General features: G+C 43.4%; 19 protein-coding genes. 8 read left to right on the plus strand and 11 right to left on the minus strand.

The window, feature by feature from the left end; translation table 11 throughout:
• Positions 1–180 precede the first annotated feature (180 nt).
• From NX845_RS05435 to NX845_RS05455, 5 genes are all read right to left on the minus strand, one after another.
• Complete coding sequence (locus tag NX845_RS05435; RefSeq protein ID WP_175400127.1) at positions 181–489, minus strand: hypothetical protein; 309 nt, start codon at positions 487–489, stop codon at positions 181–183.
• Between the two features lie 138 nt (positions 490–627).
• Positions 628–1,119, minus strand: a complete 492-nt coding sequence (locus tag NX845_RS05440) for a GNAT family N-acetyltransferase (protein WP_065680884.1) — start codon at positions 1,117–1,119, stop codon at positions 628–630.
• A 118-nt stretch (positions 1,120–1,237) separates the two neighbouring features.
• A complete protein-coding gene (locus NX845_RS05445; RefSeq protein ID WP_065680885.1) occupies positions 1,238–1,837 on the minus strand; it encodes a cytochrome c oxidase assembly factor Coa1 family protein in 600 nt (199 codons plus the stop codon).
• 123 nt (positions 1,838–1,960) lie between these two features.
• Positions 1,961–2,476, minus strand: a complete 516-nt coding sequence (locus tag NX845_RS05450) for a hypothetical protein (RefSeq protein ID WP_102307987.1) — start codon at positions 2,474–2,476, stop codon at positions 1,961–1,963.
• A 122-nt stretch (positions 2,477–2,598) separates the two neighbouring features.
• The gene (locus NX845_RS05455) at positions 2,599–3,165 is read right to left on the minus strand and encodes a DUF4272 domain-containing protein (protein ID WP_175400128.1); all 567 of its coding nucleotides are present in this window, start codon (positions 3,163–3,165) and stop codon (positions 2,599–2,601) included.
• A 346-nt stretch (positions 3,166–3,511) separates the two neighbouring features.
• Here NX845_RS05455 and NX845_RS05460 point away from each other — a divergent pair, with 346 nt between their 5' ends.
• From NX845_RS05460 to NX845_RS05480, 5 genes are all read left to right on the plus strand, one after another.
• Positions 3,512–4,468, plus strand: a complete 957-nt coding sequence (locus NX845_RS05460) for an integron integrase (RefSeq protein ID WP_260256611.1) — start codon at positions 3,512–3,514, stop codon at positions 4,466–4,468.
• Positions 4,469–4,575: 107 nt separating this feature from the next.
• The gene (locus NX845_RS05465) at positions 4,576–5,475 is read left to right on the plus strand and encodes a homocysteine S-methyltransferase family protein (protein ID WP_151417467.1); all 900 of its coding nucleotides are present in this window, start codon (positions 4,576–4,578) and stop codon (positions 5,473–5,475) included.
• Between the two features lie 113 nt (positions 5,476–5,588).
• Complete coding sequence (locus NX845_RS05470; RefSeq protein WP_102487565.1) at positions 5,589–6,599, plus strand: Gfo/Idh/MocA family protein; 1,011 nt, start codon at positions 5,589–5,591, stop codon at positions 6,597–6,599.
• 10 nt (positions 6,600–6,609) lie between these two features.
• A complete protein-coding gene (locus tag NX845_RS05475; RefSeq protein ID WP_260256614.1) occupies positions 6,610–8,130 on the plus strand; it encodes an SgrR family transcriptional regulator in 1,521 nt (506 codons plus the stop codon).
• Between the two features lie 153 nt (positions 8,131–8,283).
• Positions 8,284–8,682, plus strand: coding sequence for a DUF1090 domain-containing protein (locus NX845_RS05480; RefSeq protein ID WP_260256616.1), 399 nt, complete (start codon positions 8,284–8,286; stop codon positions 8,680–8,682).
• Positions 8,683–8,782: 100 nt separating this feature from the next.
• Here the strand turns inward: NX845_RS05480 and NX845_RS05485 are convergent, their stop codons facing one another.
• From NX845_RS05485 to NX845_RS05505, 5 genes are all read right to left on the minus strand, one after another.
• Positions 8,783–9,877, minus strand: a complete 1,095-nt coding sequence (locus NX845_RS05485) for an HDOD domain-containing protein (RefSeq protein ID WP_260256617.1) — start codon at positions 9,875–9,877, stop codon at positions 8,783–8,785.
• 235 nt (positions 9,878–10,112) lie between these two features.
• Positions 10,113–11,168 (minus strand): alcohol dehydrogenase family protein, encoded by a 1,056-nt coding sequence (locus NX845_RS05490; RefSeq protein WP_260256618.1) that lies wholly within the window; start codon positions 11,166–11,168, stop codon positions 10,113–10,115.
• Complete coding sequence (locus tag NX845_RS05495; RefSeq protein WP_260256619.1) at positions 11,165–11,683, minus strand: TetR/AcrR family transcriptional regulator; 519 nt, start codon at positions 11,681–11,683, stop codon at positions 11,165–11,167. Before NX845_RS05495 ends, NX845_RS05490 begins: the two co-directional genes overlap by 4 nt.
• A gap of 211 nt (positions 11,684–11,894) precedes the next feature.
• A complete protein-coding gene (locus NX845_RS05500; RefSeq protein ID WP_260256733.1) occupies positions 11,895–13,349 on the minus strand; it encodes a glutathione synthase in 1,455 nt (484 codons plus the stop codon).
• A 123-nt stretch (positions 13,350–13,472) separates the two neighbouring features.
• Positions 13,473–14,420: a LysR substrate-binding domain-containing protein gene (locus tag NX845_RS05505; RefSeq protein WP_017082825.1), complete on the minus strand. Its 948-nt coding sequence runs from the start codon at positions 14,418–14,420 to the stop codon at positions 13,473–13,475.
• 120 nt (positions 14,421–14,540) lie between these two features.
• Here NX845_RS05505 and add point away from each other — a divergent pair, with 120 nt between their 5' ends.
• Together add and NX845_RS05515 are read left to right on the plus strand one after the other, a co-directional pair.
• Positions 14,541–15,539: an adenosine deaminase gene (gene add, locus NX845_RS05510; protein WP_243584411.1), complete on the plus strand. Its 999-nt coding sequence runs from the start codon at positions 14,541–14,543 to the stop codon at positions 15,537–15,539.
• A gap of 153 nt (positions 15,540–15,692) precedes the next feature.
• Positions 15,693–16,265 (plus strand): sugar O-acetyltransferase, encoded by a 573-nt coding sequence (locus NX845_RS05515; RefSeq protein ID WP_017088835.1) that lies wholly within the window; start codon positions 15,693–15,695, stop codon positions 16,263–16,265.
• Between the two features lie 31 nt (positions 16,266–16,296).
• Here the strand turns inward: NX845_RS05515 and NX845_RS05520 are convergent, their stop codons facing one another.
• Positions 16,297–17,232 carry an AraC family transcriptional regulator gene (locus NX845_RS05520; RefSeq protein WP_260256620.1) on the minus strand — a complete coding sequence of 312 codons (936 nt, stop codon included), beginning with the start codon at positions 17,230–17,232 and terminating at the stop codon, positions 16,297–16,299.
• 328 nt (positions 17,233–17,560) lie between these two features.
• Between NX845_RS05520 and NX845_RS05525 the strand changes: the two genes are divergently transcribed.
• Positions 17,561–18,805 (plus strand): membrane dipeptidase, encoded by a 1,245-nt coding sequence (locus tag NX845_RS05525; RefSeq protein WP_017093329.1) that lies wholly within the window; start codon positions 17,561–17,563, stop codon positions 18,803–18,805.
• The last annotated feature ends 547 nt before the right edge of the window (positions 18,806–19,352 follow it).

The raw sequence follows: 19,352 nt of genomic DNA on the forward strand, positions 1-19,352 counted from the left end.
AATGTAGAGCGGCAGTCCAAAACCCATCAACATAAGTTTAGCGGATGTTTGACAACCGGGGGAATCCATGTAGCCGCGTTAAGCGGACAAAAATTGTGGGTTATAATGTGTAGCGAAGCGAAACGTAACCCACTGTTTTTGTTCCGTTTAAACGCCTTGTTAAATGGCTAACTTAGCAATCTACTTTTTCATTAATTCTTTAAATTTATTAAGGTTAGGAGCTATTTTTACTGCCACTTCAGGTGACATTCCAATTTCAGGTAAATAAAACACTTCACCACAAGTATTTACAACTAGTAATTCACCACCTCCATTTCCGCCAAAACTAGTAAAACCAGGCGCATACTTGGAAAGTAGGTAATCATTATTAATTTCTTCTAAATCATCAGGATTCCAGAGTACGTACCATTCAGGCTCACTTAATAACTCACCTTCAAAGTATCCATCTTCATTCCACTCAGTTACCATTTTTGCTAGTTCAGATATCATGTTAATCACCGAATGCCATTTAACGCCGCCATAACACGTTTATTACGATGACGACTTACTTGAATGTTAACGCCTTAAACACCGAAACTAAAGACAAACCTACAATGCCGAATGTAATAAATCGTGTTGATGGCTTTGTTATAAGCAGAATTCAATGCTAAAGAAATCAGTTAGTTGATGATTGTGATTGGGTTTCCAATACTGCCAACCATTTTTTTGGTAAAAGCTAACTGCTCGTTTATTTTCTCGGCTAACTGATAATACCGCACCGTTACAACCCATTAATTTCAATTGCTCGATTAGGAATTTATGGATGGTTTTAGAAAGACCTAAACCTCGATAATTTGGAACTAAATAAATCAGGTGAATGTACCCAAAACCTGCAATTTCAGAATGAGACTTAAACTCCAGTTGCCCTATCAATTCATCTCCAATCCATAAATGGAAATAACCCCATTCTGGTGAGCCAAGTCTAGAAAATAGTTTGGAATAGTAAACCTCACCATTTTGACCAATAGTTTCGAGGTAGCCTTCCGAAGTACCAAAACTACAAAAATAAGAGTCTTCACGAAACTGAACACAATCTGTAAAATTGGCATCTAAATCTATTGGTTCAAACCGACAATCCATTGTAACCCCTTGAACTAAAAAAAGCTTATAACGCCTGCTTAAACTGTGAGTGGGCGTGTGCCATGTTTGAGCGTTAGCGAGTTCGGCACGCGTTTACGAATCAGATTTAAAGCATTTGTTATGTACCATTTTCACAAGACACTAGCACCTCTACCTGCTCACTAGGTAAATATCTGATTTCTAAGCAAGTTAAACGCCAAACACTGTCATTTAGTTCTGCTTTGACATCGAATACGCCATCACCGTGTAATCCTTCAACTTCAAATTGCATTTCTGCGGAGCCGGATACTTCATAACCACGAAGTGTACCTTGCGTCAAGTCGATAGAGTACGGCGCACCGATATTCTCTTGAAAATGATCAGATTGTTCTAAAGTACTAAGCGCCAATTGAGTGGAACCTGATTCTTCAAAAGAATTATTAACTCTCATAGAAAAACCTATTGCGAAAACCACACCTGAAACTAAGAGTATTAAAGAAGCAACTGACCACTTCTTTTGTGATTTTTTAAATTCTTCTACACTGTTCCATTGGTTATGATTCCAAGCCCACTCATTACCTTTAAAACCTAAGATGAACGGCATTACTAAGTTAACGAAAGGTACTAATACCCATAACGCTCTATAAGTTCTAAAGCGGATACCCCAGATCCAATTGAAGACAAACGCCCCCCAATTCCATCCTTTTAATTCCTCTGGAAACTCTTTCTGATTCTGCATTTATCCTCCGGACTCCTTTTTGGTACATAACGCTTGCAATAAGGTGTGCCCCACCGAACCATCAAAGCGAACCTAACTCAGCACCAAAACCGCCGAGTGTAACGCATCACCTTGATTGCTTTGTTAAAAGTATTTTTTGATGAACTGCTCGTTTAACTCAAGTAAGAAAACTGAAAAGCACTTACACAATTCCTCATCTCTCTTTGACTTCAGTGGATCTTTTGAACCGTGGAACAGGTTATTCCTAACTTGATAAATAATTAAAAATAAATCCAAGCATTCAATATCAATCAACTTACATTTAACGGCATCACAATTAGGAACTTTTGTCCCTGTTAATACGCTTTTAACCGGCAAGTTCACGAGTAAACTCGAAATATGCTCTTTCGCTTTCACCTCCTCAAGTAAACCATGTGCTTCTTCTGATTTAGAAAAGTAGATCACTTGTTGTTTATCACCAGGCTTTTTGCCTATCGTCGAATCTGGATGATTCGCATACACACCATATATATGATTTAACGCAATCCAACTTGAGATAAAGCTCATTGCAGGCTCATTGCTATCTAAGTCAACTTTAGCTCTTAAATGCCAATTATTTATTCTTTCAACATCACATAGGTATTTTATATCACTGAACATTTCGATTTCTTCACTTTTGTATAAATACTTTTAACGCCGCAATAAGCGGACTAAAATTGTGGGTTATACTGTGTAGCGAAGCGGAACGTAACCCACTGTTTTAGTTCCGTTTAATTGCCTTGTTATGTGTCTGTAGTCACTAGTTCCCATGGTAAGCCACAATAACCTACCACCCAGTTAATAGCTAAATGCCTTTCTTGTATTATTTCTGACTCTCCAGAAAGTTCCCTCACTTCACTATGGGTATTTTGAATATCTAAAGCCATTTCATATAGTTCAGGTAAGGGTTTCCGAAGAGATTTACTTATAAATTCATCTACGGTTACTTCGCTATATTCAGGCATAAAATCCATACAAGACTCAGCGTCATATTTGGTTGAATCTGATGGAATTGTTGTATGGTAGCCTATACTCCACAACAATATACATAAGCACTCTGAAAGCCAGCTAGCATTTATATCTTGTTGCTTAGTTGGGTTATCTGAATATAAGTATTCTCTTTCGGTCTTGGTTAAGCTATTACTTAACCCTTTATCTTCTAGCCATAATCTTCGTTCGATTGCATTTTCATGACCTGTCATTACGTGCTCTATTAACACAAATAGACATAATGCACGCTTTGCAATTTCTTCTGAACTTCTTGGCGTATCTCCCGATTCACCACCTATTGTAAGTGCGAGATTATTCATTTTCTCAGAACCCTCGTTGAGACACATAACATTTTAATATCGTGCAATCACGAATCCATCCGCTTAACATATCAAAAAGGTCGCTCATAACCAACTGAATGCTATGCATTTAATATAAAAGTGGGTTTAAACATTAAGTGTGAAAACGTGCAAGCACACATTGCCGCCTATATAACGCTCGCCTTCATTCTTAATCACTCACCAATCTATATATTAATCAATAACTTAAATTCAATCTCTCGTTAAATTCGTGCTCAATCAGAGTTAAAAACCACTCTTTTTTAAGTCATTAATTATTCAACAAGCAATAAACTGTCTGTATGTACAGATTTTGTGAGGGGGATATATGGCGAGTCAATTCATGCAGGCAATTTGCGAACATATGACGATGCGGGGCTATAGTCGCAGGACAATCAAAGCCTACTGTTATTGGATTAAGTACTACATTCATTTTCATAAAATGAAACACCCTGAACAGATGCATGCCGCTGAAGTTGTCTCCTTTCTTTCTCATTTAGCTAATCATCAAAAAGTCGCCATCAATACTCAGAAGGTAGCGCTCAATGCTCTAGCCTATTTATACAATCAATTTATTAAGCAACCTCTAGGAGACTTAGGGTTTAGCTATGCGACTCGGTCTCGAAAAATTCCTAGCGTACTCAATCATTCGGAAGCTATCTCGGTGATCAATGAAATAGATCCTAAATGTCAACTGTTTTTTCGCTTGTTGTATGGTTCAGGTTTGAGAGTATCGGAATGCCTGAGGCTTCGAGTACAAGATATAGACCTAAAACAAGGGTCTCTCACTGTTCACGATGGGAAAGGAAATAAAGACCGAGTGACAATTTTAAGTTTTTCACTCACTGAAGCTATACAAGACAAAATTGCACAAGTTGCAGTTCTGCTTGCTAAAGATAACTTGAATGGGTTTGGGCCATCTTTGCCTCACCGATTAGGCAAAAAATACCCGAGTGCCTATCGACAACTTGCTTGGATGTACCTATTCCCATCAAAATCCGTCACTCAACACCCAGAGTCGGGGATAGTATGCCGACACCACCTACATGATTCGGCACTCCGAAAAACGCTGAAGAAGGCGACTAACTCTAACAAATTGCGCCACAAGCGAATTAGTTGTCATACTTTCAGGCACAGTTTTGCTACGCAACTTCTAAAGTCAGGCTCCGATATCAGAACGGTTCAAGAGTTACTGGGGCACAGTGATGTTAAGACAACTCAGATATACACTCACGTTATTGGGCAACACTTTAGCGGCACGACTAGCCCGCTAGACCACCTATAACGAAACTCCCTCATCGATAGTTGAACCTGGCTTGATGGCTTCTGTCTGACAAGGTTGTCTGATATGGTGGCGGCAGAACTTCAGCAATTGTTTAGATAGTATTGAATATGAAAACACTAACCATACTTGATGGCGGCATGGGCCGAGAACTCAAAGAAATTGGCGCGCCATTTTCTCAACCGCTTTGGAGTGCTCAAGCGCTGATTGAAGCACCCGAATTTGTCAGCCAAGCGCATCAAAACTTTGTCGATGCAGGTGCTGAAATCTTGATCACCAATAGCTACGCCTGTGTGCCTTTTCATTTGGGTGAAGAACTCTTCGAACAACGAGGCTTTGAACTAGCCGCACTGTCTGGTGAGCTGGCTAAAGCAGTTGCTGACAATTCTACCCACACAGTGAAAGTGGCGGGCGCGATTCCACCGCCATTTGGCAGCTACCGACCAGACTTATTTAAGGTAGAAGAAGCCGCGCCAATCATTCAAACGCTTTACGATGCCCAGGCCCCAAACATCGACCTTTGGATAGCAGAAACCATCTGTAGCCTGCAAGAATTCGATTCCATTCATGCGGTACTTAAGCAGTCAGATAAGCCGTGTTACTACGCATTCAGTTTAGAAGATACGAAGGGCGATTTTGCCAATATTCGTTCTGGCGAGAGCGTAACAGACTCAATCAAACTTGCCTGTCAATCAAACGCAACAGGCATTATGTTTAACTGCTCAGTGCCTGAAGTGATGGATCAAGCCATTATCGATGCTAAGAAAGTGATCGATGAGCTAGGCCGTGATTTAGAAATTGGTGTCTACGCCAACAATTTTGCGCCTATCAGCAACGAACATGAAGCGAATGATATGTTTCAGGAGATGCGTGAGCTGGATGGTCAAGGTTACTTAACTTACGCTAAACGTTGGCACGCACTGGGCGCGAATATCGTCGGTGGCTGTTGTGGCATCGGGCCAAAACACATTCAAGCTCTAGCCGATTGGAAACGCTCCCTACAGAGCTAATCCTGAGCTTCAACTAGAATAAAATAAATAGAGAACAGGTTGAGAAATCTGTTCTCTATTTGTATGTGACGTCTCTGAGTACACTGATACAAAACAACGATTTGGAGCAACAGATGAGCGACACGCAACGCAAAATTAAATGGGGCATCGCAGGGCTAGGTAATATCGCCAATCGATTCGCAACGGCAGTCACAGAACACTGTCTGCATGGTGAGCTTTATGCGGTTGCCGCGAGAGACCATACACGCGCAGCCACATTCGCCAACAAGTTTGGTTGCGACAAGGCTTATGGTTCTTATGAAGAGATGGCGAATGACCCAAGTGTTGAAGCAGTTTACATCGCTACGGTTCACCCATACCACCAGCCACTCGCCGAACTGTTTCTAAAGAGCAATAAGCACGTATTGGTCGAGAAGCCGGCTTTTACCAACCTTGCTGACTGGCTTGAGATGAAAGCCCTCGCCAAGCAAAATGGCGTGATGCTGTTAGAAGCGATGAAAACCGTGGTGTTTCCCGCGTATCGTGAGCTTCAATCATTTTTGGTCGACAACAACATTCAGATAGATTCAATCGAAGCCAGCTTTGGTAACCATCACGACTATGAGCCCGATTTGTTTATCTTCAATCCGGATTTGTCAGGCGGATCAACGCTCGATGTTGGGGTTTATGGACTTTGGTTCTTTTACGATCTATGCCGAACGCTGGGTGTGAACCCTTCAAAACCTCAGGTAAAGATGTCGTGTCTTTATGAGGGGGCAAATGTTGATACCGATGCGTGCTTTACCTTCTCTGGTGATATGCACGGTAAGATATCGGCATCAACAGTGCAAAACCTTCCCCGATCAGCGCACTTGAGTGGGCCTGATACTAAGATCACCATTCATGAAAAATGGTGGAATCCGGCCTTTATTGAGATTGAACATCAAGGCAAAAAGTCGACCATCAACAAACGAGTGACGGGCAATGGGTTCGAATTTGAAATCGACCATTTTTCATATTTGGTGCTTCAAGGCAAAACTGATTCGAATATCCTAAACTCAGAGATAACCTCTCGTGTTCTCGACACGATGGAAAAAGCACTCATTGACTCTGGCTATCAACACTTAACTCAACCTCGTCGTTAGGAAAAGCAAATTGGGCAACCTTAAGCGCAAGCTTGAACTGTATGAAAAGATATTTCAGGCTTTTGGGCCTGGAGTATCACATTGTCAGGTCAACCAACTGGCCACACTCCTGCACGTGAGTGAACGTCACGTTCAGACCTTACTCAAAGCGATGACAACGCAAGGTTGGATTGAGTGGCAAGCTAGCTCAGGCCGCAGCAAGAAGGCACAGCTGACGTGTCTGGTTGAGCCCATTGAGGCGTGTTACCAATACGCGCAAACCCAAGCTGACGCAGGCAACATAGAACAGGTGTTTAGCACCTTGAGCTTCAATGGCCGCAATGCTGGCGCTGAGTTACAAGCCTTTCTAAGCAGCACCAATCCGTCGGCGCAGAATATCGCGTATATCCCGTTTCACCGAGAGCTCGAGGCTCTTCACCCTCAACGAGTACTTAGACGCACCGAACGCTTCCTAGTGATGCAAGTTTGCCAACGCCTTACCACCGTTCAGCACGGCAAACTCAGCGGCGATCTGGCTTATCATTGGCAGCCTAATCTAGATGCTACACAGTGGTACTTTCAAATTCGCAATGGTGTTAACTTTCATAACAGTCGTACACTCGAACCTCAAGACATAGCACGCAACCTTAACTCGCTCTGCCAAAGCAAAATATGGCGTCGTTGTTATCAGCATATTGATGAGGTCTCTATCGCGGCAGGCAATGTGGTTGTCGTAAAACTGAATCAACCTGATTGGCATTTACCACGCCTACTTGCCAGAGCTGAAGCTTCCGTATTTGATCACTCATCACCAACTGATAGGCTGATTGGATCTGGCGCGTTCTCATTAGACATATTCTCAAGCAAGATGTTGAGATTGAGCCGTAATAGCGCCTATTCACACAGCACGCCGATTCTCAATCGAGTCGAGTTGTGGGTCTATCCAGAATGGGCACAGAGCAAAGCCTGCGCTCAAAATCAGGTGTGCGTGAAACTGCCCGAAAAGACGACCACCGTGCGTGGCGATGACCATTCTTCTCAACCGGATTTCGGCTCAACCTTCTTTAAGATTCAAAGCCCGATGTTGTCGAAAACCGTTCGCGAATTCACCGTTGAAGACACCTCTGAATGCCAAGCCCTTTTCGAGCAGTTGTCAGTGTCTGGCGACCACAAAACCAACGTGGAATATGGCCACTACCTAACTAACTTCCTAACTACCAAAGACGTCGTGTTGTGCAGCATTATTGATGAGAACGACACCTTCTCTTCGTGGTTAAGCTTTTTCACTCGCTTCCCATTTGAGGACTTAACTTTGCCTGCTGAGATGCTAGAGAAAATCGAACAAGGCTTAGCCTCAATAACAAGCCAGCCCAACTTTGAGTTAGCAATGAATGCACTGTTGGTGCTTCGGCATTGGTTGCATGACTCTGGGGTTGTAATTGAGCTCAAGCAAGAGGCGTTCAACTTAGAGGTTTCAGAGAAGATACACGGCGCGCAAGTGAATGGTTTCGGTTGGTGTGAGCTCGACAAGTTGTGGATTAGCCATTTGTAAATCTAGCCATGTTCAACAATAAGTCATTAGGCACAGCGGCTTATCTTTAACACTCCCCTGCCAATAGCAAAGAAATGGAGTGCTAATGTACTCTCGAAGTGAGACTCAACAAATATAAGCACAAACTAAATAGACCCAATAAGAAGGTAAACCATGACTCGACACCTAAAAGGCTCATTACTGTTTCTTTGCGCATTCTCTTTTAACAGCATGGCGAGCACCCAATGCGACGCACTTACAGGCTGTGAAAAGAAGTTCTGTGAGATTGAATATCAGATAAAGAAAGCGGAACAGTACGACAATCAGTACAAAGTAGAGCGATTAACCACAGCGTTGGAAGCGGCGAAAGAAAACTGCACCAATGAAGGCTTGAAGGATGATCTCCGTGAGAAGATTGAATCCAATGAACAAGATTTGGCTGAATACCAAGCCGACTTAGAAGAAGCAAAAAGAGATGAAAGAGCGGATAAAATCCGAAAGTATGAGGGTAAGATCGAAAAAGAACTGCGTAAAATCGATAAATTAAAGCAAGAACTGGCTAAGATCCCTTAATCGATAATTGAAACAAAATGGTCTTACTGCTTAGTAAGACCATTTAGAAAATACAGCTTTATGACGACTTCAGAATCAACCTAGCCAACGCCAGCCGTTATTATCCTACTAGCGCCAATTCAGACTCTTTATAAATCCGGTTAGCCACTTTGTATGCCGCCGGAGACATCAGTGTCTCTTTGCATCTGCGCTTAAACTGCTCGACTTCAATCGTTTGTTCTTCCAATAAATAGTACAACTCACTCAAGTAGTTAGCTTCAAACACAGCTTGACCAAGTGGTGTGCATTCGTATCGGCTCGACTCTTGGTAGCCAATTGCGGTCAACACAGACTCTGGCAGCTCCCAGAACTTAGCAATGGTGTAAGTCAGGCGAATAGAGTAGCTGTTCATCAGGCGCTTCAATGCCAACGAGTTAGGCGGAACAGAAGGATCTACATGTTTGAAGGCTTCTACCATCATCTGGAAAATGATCATCTTGCCTAAGTTGCGAATCAACCCAACAAAGTATGCCGCCGCTTGATCTTCTTGAGATGAAGAGTCTTTCATCAACTCCTTAGAAAAAGACGCGGTCTGAACACTGTGGTTCCAAATTTTCTCACCGAAGTGACGCCAGTAAATATTGTTGCCCGGCGTGAAGTTCTTCATGTAACTATTCACAACTCCTTCAACAAGCCCTTGAGAACCCATATTTAGGAATGCTGCTTTTAGGTCAGTAACCTGTTTTTCATTGCGTTTGTAAAAGGCGCTATTTGCCAACTTAATCACATCGGCAGCCATACTCGGCTCGCGCTCAATCACTCTTAACAAAGCATCGACATCAAACTCATCGCTCTGTAATTCGGCCATTAACGTGGTTACAGAGGCTGGCATCACTGGCAATTCATTAAGCAAAGCTTTTGGAGAACGAATCAAGCGTTCGATCTGACAAGCGACAAAATCGCTAAATGGATCTGACTCCGTTCGAAGGCGAGACTCTCCAAACAAATAATCAAGGAACTCACCATCGTGAAGGCTAAGCGTATTATCGACGATTAATGATGATGGTTGAGCTGACGAAGGCGGAACAAAGATTGAAGACCGAACAGAATCAGTAGCAACGGTTTGTGGTTGCTCTTTTTGGACAGGCTCTGCAGAGGGTTTGTTTTTTGAATCAACAAAAGGCGAGAATAGTGCCTGCAATACCCTTTTAAACATCAATACGGCTCCTAGATGAATACAACATAGATAGGGATATATAACGGCGGTGATTATCGCACAGTTAATTAATAAACCACACAGTGACAAATGAATCATTAACTTTTCAACTGTATAAGATCTGTTACTCAACAGCCTGCGAGACTAGGCCTCCTGTATTCGCCAGAAACAAAAAGAGCGAACACATAATGCTTGCTCGCTCTTACATAGATTAGATGCGTGACACTGTCTAAAGTTAGCTCTGAGCGACTTCCAACACGATCTTACCAACGTGTTTTTTCTTTAGGAACTCACCTTGCGCTTTATGAATATCGGCTAGCGGATAAGACTCTGCGACGATAGCGCCAATCTGCTGCTTCTCGATACGGTCGACTAGATTCTGGAATACCTGTGGTTCTAAAACCGTGCAACCAAAAAAGCTGAGATCTTTGAGATACAGAGTTCGGACATCAAGCTCAACCATCGCACCACCAATTGCGCCAGATACGGCATAGCGACCATGTGGTTTCAGCACTTCAAGGAACTCCGGCCACTTATCACCAGCGACTAAGTCGATAACTACATTCACACTGCTTTCGCCTAGCGCTTTAACCAAATCCGCATCACGAGCAATCACTTCATCAGCACCAAGTTCAAGTAACTGTTGGTTCTTGCTTGGGCTGGTAATCGCAATCACATACGCGCCACGAGCTTTTGCTAGCTGAATCGCTGCCGAGCCCACACCGCCCGATGCGCCAGAGATAAGCACGCGATCAGCTTCAGCTACATTGGCACGCGTCAGCATGTTTTCTGCGGTCGAGTAAGAGCATGGGAAAGACGCCAGCTCAACATCCGACATTGTGCTGTTCACCGCGTAAGCGTGCTTAGCTGCTACTTTGGTGTATTCAGCAAAACCGCCATCGCACTCAGAACCGAAATACCATGGCTGTGGTAGATCTTGCCCATAAACCTCGGTCAAACAAGGCTCAATCAGAACACGCTCACCAATACGGTCAGCCGAAACTTCGTTACCAACGGCTACGATAAAACCGCACACATCAGCACCTTGGATGCGAGGGAATTTCAACGCTTCGCCAGACCAACTTGCATCGTCTGAATCATCACTTTTAGAATACCAACCGATTCGTGTGTTGATGTCGGTGTTGTTCACGCCTGCGGCCATCACCTTGATCAGCACTTCATTAGGTTCAATTTGAGGAACAGCGATATCTTCACGGTAACCCAGCATTTCTGCCCCGCCGTGCCCTAACATCTCTGCGCCTTTCATTGTTTTTGGCACTTCAAAATTCATACTGTTTCCTTGAGTAATTTTGTCACCATATTCTGTGCCGATGCCACTGCTTCTTCGCCCAATACTGGCCACGCGCTTGATACGCCTTCATGAAGTAGAAAGAGCTCTGAAGCGAGGTCTTCTCTTTGGCTTTGCTTAGTCATTAACATCTGAACTTCTTTCTTATGCTCGATTACGGCTTGATTAATCAGTTCGTTGTCAGGAAAAGCAGCCAGTGCGTTCATAGATAAACAACCGTGCGGCGCGTACTCTTCCATCCACAGTTGAAGCTTGTTGAAGATATGAGTAATCGCTTGGTAGCCCGAGCTAGGGGAATCTTCCAACAGCAGACTCAAGTAGCGCTGATGACGATGTTCTAACGCCCCGACGATCATCGCTTCTTTTGAAGGAAAATGTTTATACAAGGTTCTCAGGCTCACGTTGCACGCGGTTTTCAGCTGTGCAACGCTCGGTTCCGCAAAACCTTGCTGGCTAAACGCCACTTCAAGGCTTGCTGCAATCTGTTCTCTCAACATAATGCTCTCTTAATACTGAATACCAATCGTAGTAAGTAACAGTGATAGGTATAACAACAGGTAGAATGGTTGCTCTACCCACAGAGTAGAACGATCATTCTACCCGTGTCAATGAGATCTTTTTGTCGTCCTATAAAACAAAAAATCCCGGATCCAATTATTAGATGCGGGATTTAAATTATCAAAACCACTAGATTAATGCTTAGTGAAATTAGGATTCAATCAGTGTTAAAGAATCCAAAATCCCTTTACCACTGTGGATTCCACCTTCATTTTCGCTAGCGGGTTTGCTGCGAATCAAATAGCCTGCGTAGCCGCCTAACTCTGTTACTGGTTCACCTTTGTAGTAAGCGGTAAACAAACCGACTTCGCTGACTAAATCTGTCACTAGCGTTTGTTGGGTGTCACGTACAGCAATGGTCGGCACGTCACGTTCATGTGGATACAAGCGCTGCATCAATGCCCACGCGTCGTACTCTTCTGGTTTAAGCTGGCTCAGTTGTTCGCTGATGTCGTCACCAAAAACACAATGACCACCGCCCTCGCCTTGGTTTTTCAACACCCACTCTTGCTTATCAGCTTGGGTGTTAAACCATTCAATCGATTTACTGGTGATAGGCTTCATATAAGCCAGAACACTCTTGACCAGTTCGGCTTCTTCTCGCGTTAAACCCCAACGTGCGTATTCTGCTGCAGGCATCATGGTCAGCAACATTTGCATGGTTTTACTGGTCGCTAATTGCTGGCTGATGGTCGCGTTCATTGCGACATGGTGTTGCTCCATAAACAAGCGAGTCTGACTTAGCGTGTGGCAACAAACCGATTCATTGAGTTCTGGAGCCCAGTAATCTGAATACTGATAGCCGGCTCTTAGGTACACCACATCGACAGCGCCGACATCTTTCAGTAACAAGCGTTGATTATCACCTGATGAAAGCTGACAGCTCAATTGTTCAAAGGTACGACGAACCGTACGAACTCCCTGTTTTTGTAGCTCGACTTCAAGCAAGTGTTGGTCATAAACGTTGTCTTCGTTCTTCTGCACCACCATCAAGAAAACCGGTTTATCTTGCTCTTTAAAGTCGATTTTCACTTGCCTTGCAGCATTAGCGATACCATAAGCCAACTGGGTTAAGCCTTGGTTTTCAGCTGGTGTTGCTGACTGGTCTTCTAGCCAGTTCTTGTACGTTTCTGGCCATTGGTTTTGCATGAATGAGTGGAATTCTGTTGCGCGTTGACCAAAAGGCGCCATTCCTGCAGCAATACCATTAAACTCAATCACTTTTGCACCGTGTTGGCGATCGTCCATGAAATCAGTGCGCATCAACAACAAAGGTTGTCGCGCTGGATTCAAGCGCTCACCTGCACTGCCATGGGCTTGTTGATGCAACTCCATCAAGCGACCAAAAAATGGATCAGCTTGCGCCATATCACTCAAAGATGATTGCAGAAAACCGTGGTCTTCCGAAACATTGCTGATTAACTTGGTGATCAGCGGTGTTACCTTCAACAAGTGTTCATACACCTCGCGCTCCATAGTCATAGGAGCAATGCTGAACGGGCAATGCCTAGCGGTATTATCTGACTGGCGAAACGCGACGCCATGCATGAGTGCCCACTCACACGCGTCTTCAATAATTTGTTGCGGAATCAATGACGTCAGCATTGGATTCATTTTGGTCTCTCACTATTAACTGGGATTAAGCGCTCTACTAAGACGATGCCCATTCTAAAAAGACGAAAACAAAGCGAAAAATCTTTCACTTCTTTGAATACTTCAGTTAATGACTCACATCTGAGTGTCTTGGGTCTTATTGACGATCAAATCACGCAACCATTTGTGGCTCGGTTCTGAATCGAAGTATTTATGCCACAATAGGAACAAACCTCCCGGTACCAAATCAACCGGAACGGGCTTCATCACCAACTCTCCGCTATCAATGTAATCGCGTACTGAGTTGTATGGGTAACACATAAGTAAATCACTCTGCTTACACAGCTTAATGGCACTGGTGATGTCTGAAACATTCGCGGCTTTGTTGATTTCAAGCTGCTTTGAGTTAAGCACTTCCATCAATAGCCAGTCACCCGCACCACCTGTCACCAACTGTATATGTCGATATTTCAAAAAGGTGTCGAGATTCCACTCCTCTTGCAAAGCAGGATGGTCATTACGCATCAAACACACCGAGTAATCCAAGCACAGCTCGACGTAGTCAAGTGCATCAGGAATACACTGCACGTGGGTAGAAGCGCGCTCATCTAGCTCAAAAATACCGATCCCAAAATCCACTTCACGCTTTAATAATCGCTTGAAGCTATCGCTGCTCCACGTTGAACTGTTAACGGTAATATGAGGCGCATCGGCGAGTGCAGTCGGCATAAAGTGCGGATAAATCGCCGTGTAGGCGGTTTCGACAAGGTCTATAGTGAAGGTACGCTCACTGTCTTTAGGGTCGAAAACTTCGGGAACGGTTAGCTTTTCGATTTGCAGTAGGATTTGATGGATCTTAGGCGCTAACGCGAGTGCTTTGGGTGTGGGAAATAGCCCTTTGGATTCACGCTCAAATAGCGGATCATCAAACAAAGCTCTCAGCTTAGTGAGCTGTTTACTTACCGCTGACTGGCTCAAAAAGAGTCGCTCTGCTGTTTTACTCACACTTCGTTCTTCAATAAGAACATGTAGGCAAAGTAGCAAATTCATGTCGCATTTAAGTAAGCTTTTAACATCTACCATGATATTCCCTAAATTCAGGTTAATGATGATTAATTGTCACTTTAAATCATATCATGGTCTTGGTAAATTTAGCGCATGTGAGTTAACACGCTCAAATAATAATAGAATTAAGGAATACTCATGGATTTTCTAGCACTACCAAAGATTGATTTACACTGCCACCTAGACGGAAGTGTTCGCCCAGATACGATTATTGACCTAGCAAAACAGTACAATATCGAACTACCTGAAGATCGCGACGCGGTTGTTCAATCTCTAACGGTGCCAGAAGATTGCAAAAACCTAGATGAGTATCTGGCTTGTTTCAGCCTGCCGCTACAAGTGATGCAAACTGAAGAAGCGATTGAGCGTATCTCTTTCGAGCTTTACGAAGATGCTGCACTAGAAAACGTTAAGTACCTAGAAGTTCGTTTCGCACCAATCCTGCACGTAAACAAGGGCTTGTCTCTTGATACGATCATTGCAAGTGCAGTAAAAGGCATGAAGCGCGCAGAAGAGAAATACGACATCAAGGGCAACTACATTATGTCTGTGCTTCGTATGTTCCCGAAAGATTCTATCAAAGACGTGATCGACGCAGGCCAACCTTACCTAGGTAAAGGTGTGGTTGCGTTTGATATTGCTGGCGGTGAAAAGCCGGGCTTCTGCGCTGAATTCCCTGAGTACACGCAATACGCTCTTGAAAAAGGCTACCGCATTACAGTTCATGCTGGTGAACAATGGCACGGTCAAAACGTTTACGATGCAGTAACACTGCTTGACGCTGAGCGTATCGGCCACGGTGTTCACATCCAAGGTAACGAAGACGCGTACAACATCGTTAAAGAGAAGCAAGTTGCGCTTGAGACTTGCCCAACAAGTAACGTGCAAACTAAGTGTATTCACAAATTCAGCGACCACCCAATTGCTGAATTCAAGAAAGACGGCATCGTTGTGACTATCAACACAGACAACCGTACTGTGTCGAACACAACCATGACCAACGAAGTGAAGCGTGTGTGTGAAACGTTCGGTCTAACACAAGAAGACTACGCAGAGATCTACAAATACTCTGTGGAGAGCGCTTTTGCTTCAGACGAAGTGAAGAAGCACCTAATGGGTTTCGTTGAGCAAATCTAATTTGGCAAAGCGCGCCTTTTGCTGAAATAGCAGGGCTCACTTAGCATTAGTGCTTAAAGCACAAAACAGGAAGAGAAAGGCGTAGGCTTTTCTCTTTTTTTATGTCCAATTATCCGTATTCTAATACCCATGTTGACTAGTGAGGTGCAAGGGATGAAAACGAAAACAGAACTCGAGAAAATGCTGTCCGGCGAGATTTTTGATGGCGCAGACCATGAGATAGACCACATGCGCACTCACGCCAGCAAGGCGCTATCAGACTTGAATCAATGTTCAGACGATACTCAGCTACCAGGTCTTCAGGCTAATCTGTTTGGTAAAGTAGGAAGCAGCGTTGTCCGTCCGCCTTTTCATTGTGAGTTTGGCAAAACCATCGAAATCGGTGACGACACCTTTATCAACATGAACGTGGTGATGCTTGATGGCGCGAATATCAAAATTGGCAACAATGTATTGGTGGGGCCAAGTGCCCAATTTTACACAGCCTCTCACTCACTGGATCACCTCAGTCGTCGTAAGTGGGAGACTTTCTGTCTACCTATTACAGTCGAAGATGATGTTTGGATTGGCGGAAACTCGGTCATCAACCAAGGCGTTACGATTGGCGCACGCTCTGTTATCGCAGCGAACTCAGTGGTTAACAGTGATGTACCACCAGACTGCTTATACGGTGGCACGCCAGCCAAGCTGATTCGACATTTGAATACTGAGCAACAAAGCGACTAGTTCAGAAGCAATCTAAGAAAGGCCATGTTTATCACTCAACATGGCCTTTCTTCCATTGATAAGGTGTAATCCCATTTGCTCGCTTAAACGCTCTTATAAATTGTGAGGCATCTGCGTATCCCAAGTGAAGCGCGATATCTGAGATCGAATAATCTTGAATAGTCATAACGCGCTTAGCGAATTCAAAAGACAGGGTCTCTTTAATGGTTCGAAAAGTTGTCCCTTCTTCACTAAGCGCTCTTTGGATTGTGCGCTTACTCATTCGGTTTATCTGACCAAACATCACCAAATCTACGTCTACTCGACCGATATAAGGAAGCAATGCTTGTGTCACCTTGTAGGTAGAAGTAGTAGCCGTTGATACCGCTTTGATTGAGCAATCTCGTTCAATGGGGTTATACGAAATGCACGTCTTAGATTGACCTAGGTACTGTGGCGTTTCCGTTTGTATTCTCAACTCACTTAGCGCACTCGCCGACACCGAAACTAAGTCGTAACGAACCGGCTTATCAATATCAGTCTGTTGAGATTTAAAGTAGGCGTGGCTATAAACGATCAAAAACAGCTCGGCTTCAATGCCATTGAGCGAGCTATTAGATACTAGAAATGAAAGCTTTAATGACTGTGAAGACGATTCGACTGACCATTGTTCAAACGGAAAAAGGGAGAGAAAACCTTGAGCTGAAAGGTTGGAAAAATCGAGTTCGATAGCGGCACGTTGAGCACTGCCTAATAACGAAGAAACAAACACCTCAGATGGCAATACCTTCCTCAACCCCTCTAAGAACTGCGTAAACACATTAAACGAGACATATTGAGCTGGTGAAGTATCCATTGAGAATGGCATGCTCACTTGAACTGCGAGCGCTTCTATCGCGGCGTGATATGGAGTTAATGACTTATCTTCTCGGACGCACTGCTGGAAATGACTCACAGCACTCTTCGCAATCAATGGTAATTCAAGCATCAGTACACGATTCCTTTGTCTTGTTCAAACAGGTTAAATCCACAACTCAACCCAACTATCGGCATCAATATCTTCATCAATACCAGTCTAAGTTCAGTGGCACAAAATGCACATTTTACTTTTCTAGCTTAGCTACTATTACCTCAAGTTAACAAGAGGCGCTTTAAGTTTTTAGCATTAAGGCGAAATCACAATTCAGGACGTAACGCTTTGATTACAAAGGATGACAGGGTTATCAATTTTAAATAACTCGACGATACCGTCAGGGTCTACTATTAAATCTAGGCATAAATATAAATGGACTTAAGCCAGTAATTGAGAGGTTTTCATGTTTAAAAAGATAACGTTAGTAGCAGCAAGCATTGCAATGAGTGTTGGTGTTGCACAGGCAAGTGTTGAGAGTAAGACCTGGCCTGCATCAGATAAGGCTAAAACATTTGTTCAAGACACCATTGTCATTGGTATGCTCGCGAGCCCTTATGGTGCAGGTTGGCAGGACGAGCAACAACTGTTGGATTACTTCCAAGATGCTCGTGATGCAGGTATTACAGGGCATGAATACACCATTACCGCTGCTGATCACAACTTTGATGACTTCTTGTTTCACCATCATAAACACCGCTCTGCGATGGCAAAACAACCTGACAATTTCATCATCGCGCATTCCAATAATGACATTGAGAAAGCGCACACCGAAGGCAAAACCGCCGTACTTTGGAACAGCCAAACCGCCACTATTTTGGAAGAAGATGTGACCAAAATGGCGATTCTAAAAGACATGGGCTTAAAAAGTATGATCTTGGCGTATAACGACATTTTCAGAACAGGTTCGGGGCAATTAGCAGCATTTAACGGTAGAGATATAGGCTTAACACCTTGGGGAGAATCTGTTATTGATTCGATGGTCGAGTATCAGGTCATTCTCGATCTCAGCCACACAGGCTCAAAGACAGCAAATGACGCAATGGATTACATGGAAGAAAAGTATCCTGGGACCCCATTTGTCTACACGCACTCTGTGCCAGCAGGGCTTTATAAGAGTGAGCCAGATGCAACGCCAAAAGGTTGCTACCGTGCTATTCCTGACGATGAAGCGATACGCGCAGCTAAATCAGGTGGCTACGTTGCTCCAACCTTCACTGAATGGATGATGGACGGCGTTTGGCCTGAAGATATTTCTCCAGTGCAAGCTGCTGATATGATCGATTACTACGTGAAATTGGTAGGCGTTGACCACGTAGGTATCGCAACTGATGATATGTTCTCTACCGCAATGGTTGTGGATTTCGCAACCAAGAACGCGAAAATGTACGACGATGGCGGCTACATGATTGAGGCGTTCAACAAAGGCGCTACCGGTAATGGTGAACTGTCGAAGATCCTAGCGGCGATTACTGATGAACTGTGGAAACGCGGTTACAGCAACGATGATCTAGCTAAGATCTACGGTGGTAACAAGATGCGAGTGTACGCTCAAGTATCTGAAGGTGCAGACCCTGACGAGTTCCAAAAAGAGTATACAAAGCGTCTAAAAGCGCTCACCAAGTTAAGAAACGAAAACTTAGCTATGTAGCTCGCTACTAAGAAGGCTCAAACATTCGAAGCACGTCCTATTAGGCGTGCTTTTTTATTAGCTAATTGTATGTAACCTCATCCTTCCTCCTCTCTAATCAAGAAAGAAAGAGAATGGTGAGGCATCAAATAGTTTTCAGGTCTAACAATAAATAGAATAAATACATAAAAATTTAGAACATAATTATATAATATGATTACGCTTCAATAATTCCACTCTCTATTTAACTAACCTCCTCACTCCTTATAACAAGGTTTTCACTGGTCACCAACTCAATGAAATACCAGTCACTCGCGAATATTTTGTGATATCAAGCTAGACTAAATTCCTAAGTACAGCTTTTTGATACTTCCCACCTAATAAATTAACCTCTCTAAAGAAAACTTTTACTAAAAACCATCGTTAACTTAATTTTATGCATCAAAACAATTATACTCATCGCATACTGACAAAGAGATAAAAACTAATAATATTGAGTAAAACTTGTACAGATAGCAACAAGTAAAAATCTCAAGCTTGGTAGTTATTTAACTCATAGTAAATGTTG

This window comes from Vibrio sp. NC2, from assembly GCF_025195005.1.
In the GTDB taxonomy this organism is placed as follows: domain Bacteria; phylum Pseudomonadota; class Gammaproteobacteria; order Enterobacterales; family Vibrionaceae; genus Vibrio; species Vibrio splendidus.